Source organism: Mycolicibacterium sp. XJ662, assembly GCF_053484035.1.
Map to the genome: position 1 here is coordinate 275,509 of NZ_JBEFTL010000003.1, position 11,090 is coordinate 286,598.

The window sequence follows — 11,090 nt, forward strand, 5'->3', positions numbered from 1 at the left end:
CGATGACGTCGACCACGACGGTGCAGGTGACCGTCCGCTATTTCGCCGCCGCGCGGGCGGCCGCAGGTAACGATGCGGAGACGATTCGGATCGAACCGGGTACGACGGTGGCCGATCTGGTCGATCAGCTCAGCGCTCGGGACGCGAAGCTGGCGAAAGTCCTGATGCGCTGCACTTTTCTGTGCGACAGCATCGCCGTGCGGGACACCGCCACGGTGTTGCGCGACGGCCAAACCATTGATGTCCTGCCGCCCTTTGCCGGCGGTTAACCGTGATTTGCATCACATAACGAAATGGTCACGGGCTGGCTACAGCGCGATGTATCGCCGGACAGTCCTGCGAAAACGCGTTATTTTGCTGGGCCTTTAGAGCTCTTTTAGAGTTTGCCACGCGCGGAAACGCCGTTACCTGCAAAAGATGACGGGTCCCCGGAGAGCCGATACGGTTCTGCCAAGCCGTCGACCTCTAATCGATCGGCCCGCCGTGCCCAGCCGCGCCGAGCTCCATCCGCTGACGCACGGCCCCACCAGAAACAACTTGGATGGAGGCGGGGGACCCAACCGGTCCGCCGAAAAGCTAGCGGACCTGGAGTCTTTGTATTCCTTGGGGTGAAGCCGACATCGTCGCCGACGATGACGGCCGGGCGACCTCTCCAGCCCGAACCCGACAGCTGACCTCGCAGGCGCCGACGAGAGGACCTAGCGCACGCATGAGTGGACGACACCGTAAGAAGCCCACTACATCGGCCGTAAACGTCGCCAAGTTCGCCTTCACTGGCGCTGTCATCGGCGGCGGAAGCATTGTGTTGGCCGGGACCGCACACGCCGCCACCGACCACGAATGGGATCAGGTCGCCAAGTGTGAATCCGGCGGCAACTGGGCGATCAACACCGGCAACGGGTATCAAGGCGGGTTGCAGTTCGCGCCGAGCACGTGGAGCGGACACGGCGGCAGTGAGTTCGCGCCCGCCGCGCATCTGGCCACCAAGGAAGAGCAGATCGCGGTCGCCGAGCGCGTGCTGGCAAGCCAGGGCAAGGGCGCCTGGCCGTCGTGTGGTGGTCCGCTTTCCGGGCACACCCCGCGCAATGTCGTCGATGAGCCACAGCCGCTCGACGCCCCGGCCGTAAACGGCGTGCTGCCGCCTCCGCCGCCGCTCGATCCGTTCGCTCCGCCTCCGCCGCCGCCGGTCGACGCGCTCGCCGCGCCGCTGCCCGAAGCCCCGCCACCTCCGCCGCCGCCGCTGCCACCTCCGGCCCCGCCTGCTCCGGCTCAGGTCGACATGCTTTCCGCGCCGCTGCCCGAGGCTCCATTGCCGCCGCCACCTCCGGCGCCCCCGGCCCCACCCGCGCCGGCCCCCGTCGACGCACTCGCGGCACCACTGCCCGAAGCCCCGCCGCCGCCACCTCCGGCGCCTCCGGCCCCACCCGCGCCGGCCCCCGTCGACGCACTCGCGGCACCACTGCCCGAAGCCCCGCCGCCGCCCGTCGACCCGTTCGCACCACCGCCACCCCTGACGCCGGCCCCGCCGATCGAGGAGACCGTCACGCAGTCCGTCGGGGACTGGGATGTCGCGGTCGAGGGCGTGGTTCCTGGCGAGCAGCCGCAGCTGTGGTCGCTGAACGCCGGCGCACCGCTGCAACCGGCTCCCCCGGCGCCGCCCGCGCCGGCTCCGGTCGACCCGGCGGCTGCGCTGAACGCTGTGGACATCCCCATGCCCGCGATGAACGCGGCCAACCAGGTGGTCAGCGGCGAGATTCCGTTGCCGCCGGAGGGTGTGCCGCATCTGGCGAGCCCGCAGAACCTGCCGCCCGGCACGACGACCGATCGCTCCCAGGCTCCGACGAAGAGCCCGAATGTCGGCTACCTCAAGGAGATCTGGCACGCGATCCAGACCCAGGAGATCAGCGGCACCGATGCGCTGCTGGCGCTGACGCAGCGTCCGCTGACCACTCCGGACAACCCGGGTGGTCCGGCGCCCAACCTTCCGGTTGACCCGGCGGCGCCGCTGCCTCCGGCCTGACCGGACAGCAGGCGTTACGCCGAGCCGACCCACTCCTCGGAGCCGTCGGCGAAGAACTGGTGCTTCCAGACCGGCAGTCGTTCCTTGACGGTGTCGACGAGCCGTGCGCACGTCTCGAACGCCGCCGCGCGGTGGTCGGCTGAAACAGCGGCGACCAACGCCGCATCGCCGATCCGCAGCGCGCCGATGCGATGGCTGACCGCGATCGCCCGCACCCCAGAACAGTCCGCGGCGATCTCGGCGGCCACCTCGGCTATGGTCTGCGCCGCGGTCGGGTGCGCGGAGTACTCCAACCGCGTCACCGTGCGTCCGCCGTCGTGGTCTCGCACCACGCCGGCGAACCCGACGACCGCGCCGGCCGCCTCGTGGGCCACCAGCGCCTCGTGCTCGGCCAGCTCGATCACATGCTCGCTCACATCCGCGCGCAGTACCTCGGTCATCGTGGATGGTCTCCGCCCGCCAGTTGGTCCAGGGCGTGCTCGAGAACGTCGTCGAGCACGCCGAGCCCGTCCTTCACCCCGCCGGGCGAGCCCGGCAGGTTCACGACCAAGGTGCGGCCCCGCACGCCGCACACGCCGCGCGACAGAATCGCCGTCGGCACCTTCGGCAGTCCGGAACGCCGGATCGCGTCGGCCAGCCCGGGGATCTGGTAGTCGACGATGTCGGCGGTGGCGTCCGCGGTGCGGTCGGTGGGTGAGACGCCGGTGCCGCCGGACGTGATCACCACGTCGACGCCGTCGTCGACCGCGCCGAGCAGCGCCTCGGCGACCCCCGGCCCGTCGGCGACCACCACCGGAGCCGGGGTCTCGATGCCGCGTTGAGTGAGCCAGTCGACGACGATGGGCCCGGCGCGGTCTTCGTAGACGCCGGTGGCCGCCCGTGTCGACGCGATGACGACCCGCCCGGATCTCCTCACCGGGTCCACGTCCCCGTCTTGCCGCCTTCCTTGCGCAGCACCCGCACGTTCTCGATGCGGGCAGCGGGGTCGACGGCCTTGATCATGTCGTAGAGCGTCAGCGCGGAAAGGCTGACCGCGGTCAACGCCTCCATTTCGACGCCGGTGCGGTCGGTGCTGCGCACGGTCGCCGTGATGGCCACCTCGGCGTCGCCGACCTCGAAGTCGACGTCGACGCCGGTGAGGGCCAGCTGGTGGCAGAGGGGAATGAGGTCACTGGTGCGTTTGGCGGCCTGGATCCCTGCGATGCGCGCGGTGGCCAGCGCGTCACCTTTGGGCAGGCCACCCGATGCGATCAACGCGATGACGTCGGCCCTGGTGACCAGGGTGCCCGCCGCGACGGCGGTGCGCTTGGTGGCGTCCTTGGCGGTCACGTCCACCATGTGGGCCGCGCCCGATTCGTCGACGTGGGACAGGCGCCCGGCCGAGCCGGACAGATCACCCTCAGCGCCGTTGGACACCGTTATCTGTTGACGACGGTGACCGGGTGTAGGTACGGCAGGTCCTCTGAGGGGAGCGGGAACGCGAGGTCCCCGAAGGGCGACAGCGCGCCGGTGCGGTCCGCGGCGAGCTCGCTCACCGGATGGTCGTCCTCACCGTCAACCGCCGGCCAGCCTGGGTCGACGTACTGCTTCTTCTGCCGCTTGTTGTCTTCCACGCCCACATTGTGGCAAATGCGGTGGCCAGAGGCGACACCGACGTGCTGGCTTACCCTGGTCGACGATGTCCGAGAACCCTCCAGTCGTTCCGCTGGGCGCCTGGCTGGCCGACCTTCCCGACGAGCGGCTCATCCGACTGCTGGAGGTGCGACCCGACCTCACCCAACCGCCGCCGGGCACGATCGCCGCCCTGGCCGCCCGCGCGCAGGCCCGCCAGTCGGTCAAAGCCGCCACCGATGACCTCGACTACCTGCAGTTGGCGGTGCTCGACGGCCTGCTGGTGCTGCACGCCGACACCACGGCCGTACCGCTGACCAAACTGCTGGAGCTGTTCGGCGACCGGGCACCTCAAGACACCGTCGCCGCCGCCGTCGACGCGCTGCGGGAGCGCGCGCTGGTGTGGGGTGACGCCGCGGTTCGGGTGGTCGGCGAGGCCGCCGCCGGCTTGCCCTGGTTTCCCGGACAGGCCACGGTCGAAGACACCGACCCCACCGACCTGCCCGACCGGCTGGCCGCGCTGGACGAGGCGCAGAGCGAGCTGCTGCACAAACTGCTGGAGGGCTCACCGGTGGGCCGTACCCGCGACGCCGCGCCGGGCACCCCGCCGGACCGCCCGGTGCAGCGGCTGCTGGCGGCCGGGCTGCTGCGCCAGCTGGACTCCGAGACGGTGATCCTGCCGCGGCTGGTCGGCCAGGTGCTGCGCGGCGACGTCCCCGGCCCGGTCACGCTGACCCCGCCGGACCCGGTGGTGTCGACCACCACCGCAGCCGACGTCGACGCGGTCGCCGCGGGAGCGGTGATCGACCTGCTGCGCGAGGTCGAGGTGGTGCTCGACACGCTCAGCGCAGCCCCGGTTCCCGAGCTGCGCAGCGGCGGGCTCGGGGTGCGCGACCTCAAGCGGCTGGCGAAGAGCACCGGCATCGAGGAAGGCCGGCTGGGGCTGCTCCTGGAGGTTGCCGCGGCGGCGGGGCTGATCGCCGCCGGGATGCCCGAACCGGAGCCGCCCGGCGACGCGGGCCCGTACTGGACACCCACCGTGGCCGCCGACCGGTTCGTGGAATCGGCGACGGCGGCCAAGTGGCACCTGCTGGCGTCCACCTGGCTCGACCTACCGGGACGACCCGGCCTCGTCGGTAACCGCGGCCCGGACGGCAAACCCTATGCGGCGCTTTCTGATTCGTTGTACTCAACCGCCGCACCGCTGGATCGACGGCTGCTTCTCGAGATGCTGGCCGACCTGCCGGCCGGTGCGGGCGTCGCGGCGCAGGAGGCGTCGCAGGCGATGATCTGGCGCCGGCCACGCTGGGCGGTGCGGCTGCAGCCGGGACCGGTGAACGACCTGTTGGCCGAAGCGCACGCGCTCGGCATGACCGGACGCGGCGCGATCACCACACCGATGCGGGCACTGCTGGCCGGCGACGCTCCCGACGACGTCGTCAAGGCGATGAACAAGGTGCTGCCCAAGCCGATCGACCACTTCCTGCTGCAGGCCGACCTCACGGTCGTCGTCCCCGGCCCGCTGGAACGCAACCTGGCCGAGCAGTTGGCGGCGGTGGCCGACGTCGAGTCGGCGGGGGCGGCGATGGTCTACCGGATCAGCGAAGCCTCGATCCGGCGCGCGCTCGACACCGGCCGCACCGCCAGCGAACTGCACTCGCTGTTCGCCCATCACTCCAAAACCCCTGTGCCGCAGGGGCTGACGTACCTCATCGACGATGTGGCCCGTCGGCACGGTCAGCTGCGGGTCGGTATGGCCGCTTCGTTCGTGCGGTGCGAGGACGCCGCCCTGCTGGCGCAGGCGGTTGCCGCGCCGGCGACCGACGCGGTGGAACTGCGGTCGCTGGCGCCGACGGTCGCGGTATCTCAGGCGCCGATCGCCGAGGTGCTCGCCGCGCTGCGGGCCGCGGGGTTCGCGCCGGCCGCCGAGGACTCCACCGGGGCGATCGTCGACATTCGCGCCAGGGGCGCGCGGGTACCGGCGCCGAGCGGGCGACGACGCGCTTACCGTCCGCCGACACCCACCGCCCAGACGCTGGGCGCGATCGTCGCCGTGTTGCGCAAGGTGGCCGCCACCCCGGCCGGCGCGATGCGGCTGGACCCCGCCGTGGCGATCTCCCAGCTGCAGGAGGCCGCGCATACCCAGACCTCGGTGGTGATCGGCTACGTCGACCCCGCGGGGGTCGCGACCCAGCGGGTGGTGGCGCCAGTGAACGTCCGCGGCGGCCAGCTGACCGCCTACGACCCCGCCACCGGCCGGATGCGCGAGTTCGCCATTCACCGGGTCACCTCGGTGGTTTCGGCCGACGCTCAGTAGCGGGTGAGCGACCGCGAAATGCCCAGCATTTGCGGCGTGGCGAGGTACGGACGCGGTCGGTCGCGGGGTGATGTCCGCGGTATCTGGATAATGGACAAAATGACCGACGGCCCCTTGATCGTGCAGTCCGACAAGACCGTGCTGCTCGAAGTCGACCACGCCCAGGCGGGTGAGGCGCGCGCTGCCATCGCGCCGTTCGCCGAGCTGGAACGCGCGCCCGAACACATCCACACCTACCGCATCACGCCGCTGGCGTTGTGGAACGCGCGCGCGGCCGGCCACGACGCCGAACAGGTGGTCGACGCGCTCGTGACCTTCTCGCGCTACGCGGTGCCCCAGCCCCTGCTGGTCGACATCGTCGACACGATGGCCCGCTATGGGCGGCTGCAGCTGGTCAAGCACCCGGCCCACGGGCTCACGCTGGTCAGCCTGGACCGCGCAGTGCTCGAGGAGGTGCTGCGCAACAAGAAGATCGCCCCGATGCTGGGCGCACGCATCGACGACGACACCGTCGTGGTGCACAACAGCGAGCGCGGCCGTGTCAAGCAGATGCTGCTCAAGATCGGCTGGCCGGCCGAGGACCTGGCCGGCTACGTCGACGGCGAGAAGCACCCCATCAGCCTGGCCCAGAACGGTTGGCACCTGCGGGACTACCAGGAGATGGCGACCGAGTCGTTCTGGGAGGGCGGCTCCGGTGTGGTGGTCCTGCCGTGCGGGGCGGGTAAGACGCTGGTGGGTGCGGCGGCGATGGCCAAGGCCGGCGCCACCACGCTGATTCTGGTGACCAACACCGTCGCAGGCCGGCAGTGGAAGCGGGAGCTGATCAACCGCACGTCGCTCACCGAAGATGAGATCGGCGAGTACTCCGGCGAGCGCAAGGAGATCCGGCCGGTCACCATCGCCACCTACCAGGTCATCACCCGCCGCACCAAGGGCGAGTATCGCCACCTGGAGTTGTTCGACAGCCGCGACTGGGGGCTGATCATCTACGACGAGGTGCATCTGTTGCCCGCGCCGGTGTTCCGGATGACCGCGGACCTGCAGTCCCGGCGCCGGCTGGGCTTGACCGCGACGTTGATCCGCGAGGACGGTCGGGAAGGCGACGTGTTCAGCCTGATCGGGCCGAAGCGCTACGACGCGCCGTGGAAAGACATCGAGGCTCAGGGCTGGATCGCGCCGGCCGAGTGCATCGAGGTCCGCGTGACGATGACCGACAACGAGCGGATGCTCTACGCGGTCGCCGAACCCGACGAGCGGTACAAGCTGTGCTCGACGGTGCACACCAAAATCGCGGTGGTGAAGTCGATCCTGGACAAACACCAGGGTGAACAGACGCTGGTGATCGGCGCCTATCTCGACCAACTCGAAGAGCTCGGCGCGGAGTTGAACGCCCCGGTGATCCAGGGCTCTACGAAGACCGCGGAGCGTGAGGCGCTGTTCGACGCGTTTCGTCGCGGTGAGATCACCACGCTGGTGGTGTCGAAGGTGGCCAACTTTTCCATCGATCTACCCGAAGCCAGTGTGGCGGTTCAGGTTTCGGGCACCTTTGGTTCGCGTCAAGAGGAGGCGCAGCGCCTGGGCCGGCTGTTGCGGCCCAAGGCCGACGGCGGCGGCGCGGTCTTCTATTCGGTGGTGTCGCGTGACAGCCTCGACGCCGAGTACGCCGCGCACCGGCAACGCTTCCTCGCCGAGCAAGGCTACGGGTATGTCATCAAGGACGCCGACGACCTGCTCGGTCCGGCCATCTAAGCCACCCGTATCAGGTGTGCCGCCCAACGTCTTTGGCGACGGTCAGCAGCACCACCGAATCCTCGATGGCATCCAGCCCGTGGCGCGTGCGCGGGATGACGATCTGATCGCCCGTCGAACCCTCCCAGTGGTTCTGCGGATCGGTCACCTTGACGCGGCCCTGAACCACATACAGCGTGGCTTCACCGGGGCTCTCGTGGTCGTCGAGGCTGACACCCGCCGTCAGCGCGATCAGCGTTTGACGCAGCGTGTGCTCATGGCCGCCATAGACGGTGTGCGCGGCGCGCCCACTCTTGGTAGCACGGGCCTTGTCGAGCTGCTCGCGAGCGAGGGCGACGAGTGAGATCTTCTCCATGGTCTGAATCCTGCCACTTGGCCTGCCGGAAGTCCCGCCGGGTCGCTGGTGGAAGTATTCGGCGCAGACGCGTTGCGGAAGGGATTCTATGACAACACCGCTGAGTGGCCTGGGCCTGACCATCCCTGTACTCGCTGCGCCGATGGCGGGCGGGCCGACCACCGCCGCGATGGTCGTCGGCGCCGCCCGTGCGGGCAGCCTCGGGTTCGTGGCGGCCGGTTACAAGGCCCCAGATGCCGTCGCCGCCGAAATATCAACCGTCCGCGCCGCGGCGGTCCCGTTCGGCGTCAACCTCTTTGCCCCCAACCCGATTCCGGTAGCCGCCGACGCCTACACGCGGTACGCGGACGCGTTGGCCCCTGTCGCGGACCGGCTCGGTGTCACGCTGCCTCACGAGCCGGTCGAGGACGACGATCGGTTCCGCCCCAAAATCGACCTCTTGCTCGCCGACCCGGTACCTCTTGTGAGCTTCACGTTCGGCATTCCGGATACCGGCGTTGTCCGCGATCTGCGTCGCGCGGGCACCGTCGTGATACAGACCGTCACGTCGGTGGAGGAGGCGCGGGCCGCGGCGGCTGCGGGGGTCGACATGCTCGTCGTCCAATCACATGCTGCCGGTGGTCATTCCGCGACCCTGGACCCGCAGCGGGCGACCGAAACGCTCGCCGTCGCCGACCTGGTACGTGCAGTTACCGGCGCGGTAGGCCTTCCGGTGGTCGCGGCGGGCGGGTTGTCGACGCGGGCTGACGTGGCGGGTGTCGTTGGTGCCGGGGCGACGGCGGCGATGGTGGGCACGGCTCTGTTGCTGGCCGACGAAAGCGGGGCGTCGCAGACCCATCAGCGGGCCCTGACCGATCCGGCCCGCACCGAAACGGTCGTCACCCGCGCGTTCACCGGGCGGCCAGCCCGCGGCTTGCGCAACAATTTCATCGACACCTACGAGACCCAGGCCCCGCTGGGTTATCCGGCGATCCATCACCTGACCAGCCCGTTGCGCAAGGCAGCCGCGTCCGCCGGCGAGCCTGAGCTGCTTCACCTTTGGGCGGGCACCGGCTACCGCAGTACGCGGCGCGCGTCGACCCAGCAGATCCTCACCGAGCTCACCCCGTAATGAATCAGCTCAGCGCCGGGATGACCTCGCGTTCGAACATCTCGATACCCGTGCGGTCGTAGGCGGCTTCGGGGAAGTAGAGAATCGCGTATTCGCAGCCGAGCTCACGCATGCGCTTGAGTTTCTCGACCACTTCTTCCGGTGTGCCACTGGTGGATTCGGGCGCGGTGACCGAGCTCAGCATGGCGTCGACGGCCGCCTCGTCGGCCTTGGCGACCTGCCGGGCGCGAAGCCGCTCGACCCGCGCCTTGACGTCGGCTTCCGACTCCCCGATCACCGCGTTGAAGTTGGCCGACCGCACGATCGCGTCGTAGTCGGTGCCCACCGCGCGGCAATGCTCGGCCAGCACCTGCGACTTGTGCGCGAACCCTTCGGGTTCGGAGGTGAAGTTGGTGTACTGCGCATACTTGGCGGCGATCCGCAGCGTCACCTTCTCCCCGCCGCCGGCGATCCACAACGGAATACCGCCCTGCTGTAGCGGCTTTGGCGCCACGATCGCACCGTCGACCTGGTAGTGCTTACCGTGGAAGCTGACCTGGCCGTCGCGCCAGGCGTCCCGCATGATCTGCACACCCTCATCGAGGCGGCCGAGACGTTCACCCGCGGAGGGAAATCCGTATCCATAGGCACGCCATTCGTGTTCGTACCAGCCGCCGCCGATGCCCATCTGCACGCGACCGCCAGAGATGATGTCGGTGGTGGCAGCGACCTTCGCCAGGTACGCCGGGTTGCGGTAGCTCATCGCCGTGCACATCTGACCCAGCTTGATGCGTGACGTCGTCGCCGCGTAGGCGGCCATCAGCGTCCACGCCTCGTGGGTGGCTTCGGAGGTCGGCACCGGCACGGTGTGGAAGTGGTCGTAGACCCACAGCGAGTCCCAGCCGGAGCTGTCGTCGGCGTATTGGGCGAGGCCGCGCATCACGGGCCAGTGCTCTTCAGTGGGGATATCCACCAGATCCAGTCGCCAGCCCTGCGGGATGAACAGTCCGAAGCGCATGGCATCCGACTCTAGGCGACCGCGTCCGCCATCGGCGGGGAAGGCCACCCCCCGGCCACCCTCTCCCGTGACCCGCCCCGCCAGCGCGGTGGCGTCCACTAGCGGCCCCGTCGACTCGTCTCCTCGTGCGCCGGAGCCGCGTTCCGAAGCGTCCGCCGTTGCGCCCAATCGGGCCGACCAGTGGTATATGGTGTGGGTCACACGAAAGCAAGCATGTGAACTTCGTCACATAGGAGGATCGTGGGCCGGGAGTTCGAGACGCATCCCGTACGTGCAAGCGGAACCGTCGGTGTGCGCTGGTTTTATGTCCTACTTCTGGTCGTGATCGCCATCGCGGCCGCCGCGGGCATCGTCAGTACCGTGGCGATGGGCCAGACGCAGGTCGCCATCATCATCGGGCTGGTCACCATGGCGTTCTTCTCGCGGGTGGCGGCCTGACGCGGATCCGCCTTACTTGACGGCACCCGCGGTTAGCCTGGCGGGATGGCCCTTTCCAAGGAAGAACGCGAGCAGTTTCTGGCTGAACCGCACATCGCCGCCTTGTCGGTGGGCGCCGGCGACAAGCGCGGTCCGCTGACCGTGCCGATCTGGTATCAGTACAGCCCCGGCGGTGAGCCGTGGGTCATCACCGGTGCCGGCTCGCGCAAACATCGCCTCATCGAGGCGCAGGGCGAATTCACGCTCATGGCGCAGCGCCTGGAGCCCACGGTGCGCTACGTCGCGGTCGACGGCCCGGTCAGCCGCATCGAGCCAGGGACCGACGACCAGCTGGTCGAGATGACCAAGCGCTATCTTGCACCCGACAAGGTGGACGCCTACCTCGAGTTCGCCCGCCGCGAGCACGGTGAGAGCGTGGCGATCTTCCTGACGCCGCAGCATTGGTTGTCGGCCGACCTCGGCACGATCTGACGTCGCCGCTTGACGCGAGCG

General features: G+C 69.5%; 13 protein-coding genes and 1 riboswitch. Of the genes, 7 read left to right on the forward strand and 6 right to left on the reverse strand.

Going from position 1 to position 11,090, the window contains the following annotated elements; all coding sequences use genetic code 11:
* Positions 1–2: 2 nt before the first annotated feature.
* Complete coding sequence (locus ABQE93_RS12200) at positions 3–269, forward strand: MoaD/ThiS family protein (RefSeq protein WP_448407639.1); 267 nt, start codon at positions 3–5, stop codon at positions 267–269.
* 240 nt (positions 270–509) lie between these two features.
* A riboswitch (cyclic di-AMP (ydaO/yuaA leader) is annotated at positions 510–700 on the forward strand.
* A 9-nt stretch (positions 701–709) separates the two neighbouring features.
* Complete coding sequence (locus tag ABQE93_RS12205; protein ID WP_448412393.1) at positions 710–2,020, forward strand: transglycosylase family protein; 1,311 nt, start codon at positions 710–712, stop codon at positions 2,018–2,020.
* A 14-nt stretch (positions 2,021–2,034) separates the two neighbouring features.
* On the opposite strand, the gene ABQE93_RS12210 is transcribed toward ABQE93_RS12205, so the two are convergent.
* From ABQE93_RS12210 to ABQE93_RS12225, 4 genes are all read right to left on the reverse strand, one after another.
* Positions 2,035–2,460: a molybdenum cofactor biosynthesis protein MoaE gene (locus tag ABQE93_RS12210; RefSeq protein ID WP_448407636.1), complete on the reverse strand. Its 426-nt coding sequence runs from the start codon at positions 2,458–2,460 to the stop codon at positions 2,035–2,037.
* Positions 2,457–2,936: a MogA/MoaB family molybdenum cofactor biosynthesis protein gene (locus ABQE93_RS12215; RefSeq protein WP_448407634.1), complete on the reverse strand. Its 480-nt coding sequence runs from the start codon at positions 2,934–2,936 to the stop codon at positions 2,457–2,459. Before ABQE93_RS12215 ends, ABQE93_RS12210 begins: the two co-directional genes overlap by 4 nt.
* A complete protein-coding gene (gene moaC / locus ABQE93_RS12220) occupies positions 2,933–3,358 on the reverse strand; it encodes a cyclic pyranopterin monophosphate synthase MoaC (protein WP_448408035.1) in 426 nt (141 codons plus the stop codon). The genes ABQE93_RS12215 and moaC overlap by 4 nt, the downstream gene beginning before the upstream one ends.
* Positions 3,359–3,438: 80 nt before the next feature.
* Complete coding sequence (locus ABQE93_RS12225; RefSeq protein WP_448407632.1) at positions 3,439–3,633, reverse strand: hypothetical protein; 195 nt, start codon at positions 3,631–3,633, stop codon at positions 3,439–3,441.
* 65 nt (positions 3,634–3,698) lie between these two features.
* Here ABQE93_RS12225 and ABQE93_RS12230 point away from each other — a divergent pair, with 65 nt between their 5' ends.
* Both ABQE93_RS12230 and ABQE93_RS12235 read left to right on the forward strand, forming a co-directional pair.
* A complete protein-coding gene (locus tag ABQE93_RS12230; RefSeq protein WP_448407631.1) occupies positions 3,699–5,948 on the forward strand; it encodes a helicase-associated domain-containing protein in 2,250 nt (749 codons plus the stop codon).
* Between the two features lie 99 nt (positions 5,949–6,047).
* Positions 6,048–7,697, forward strand: a complete 1,650-nt coding sequence (locus ABQE93_RS12235; RefSeq protein ID WP_448407629.1) for a DNA repair helicase XPB — start codon at positions 6,048–6,050, stop codon at positions 7,695–7,697.
* A 10-nt stretch (positions 7,698–7,707) separates the two neighbouring features.
* Here ABQE93_RS12235 and ABQE93_RS12240 read toward each other — a convergent pair whose 3' ends face one another.
* A complete protein-coding gene (locus ABQE93_RS12240) occupies positions 7,708–8,052 on the reverse strand; it encodes a cupin domain-containing protein (RefSeq protein ID WP_448407627.1) in 345 nt (114 codons plus the stop codon).
* 88 nt (positions 8,053–8,140) lie between these two features.
* Between ABQE93_RS12240 and ABQE93_RS12245 the strand changes: the two genes are divergently transcribed.
* Positions 8,141–9,163 (forward strand): nitronate monooxygenase, encoded by a 1,023-nt coding sequence (locus ABQE93_RS12245; protein WP_448407626.1) that lies wholly within the window; start codon positions 8,141–8,143, stop codon positions 9,161–9,163.
* 4 nt (positions 9,164–9,167) lie between these two features.
* Here ABQE93_RS12245 and ABQE93_RS12250 read toward each other — a convergent pair whose 3' ends face one another.
* Positions 9,168–10,160, reverse strand: coding sequence for an LLM class F420-dependent oxidoreductase (locus tag ABQE93_RS12250; RefSeq protein ID WP_448407625.1), 993 nt, complete (start codon positions 10,158–10,160; stop codon positions 9,168–9,170).
* A 240-nt stretch (positions 10,161–10,400) separates the two neighbouring features.
* Between ABQE93_RS12250 and ABQE93_RS12255 the strand changes: the two genes are divergently transcribed.
* Both ABQE93_RS12255 and ABQE93_RS12260 read left to right on the forward strand, forming a co-directional pair.
* Positions 10,401–10,598 carry a hypothetical protein gene (locus ABQE93_RS12255; protein WP_448407624.1) on the forward strand — a complete coding sequence of 66 codons (198 nt, stop codon included), beginning with the start codon at positions 10,401–10,403 and terminating at the stop codon, positions 10,596–10,598.
* Between the two features lie 45 nt (positions 10,599–10,643).
* Positions 10,644–11,069: a pyridoxamine 5'-phosphate oxidase family protein gene (locus tag ABQE93_RS12260; protein WP_448407623.1), complete on the forward strand. Its 426-nt coding sequence runs from the start codon at positions 10,644–10,646 to the stop codon at positions 11,067–11,069.
* The last annotated feature ends 21 nt before the right edge of the window (positions 11,070–11,090 follow it).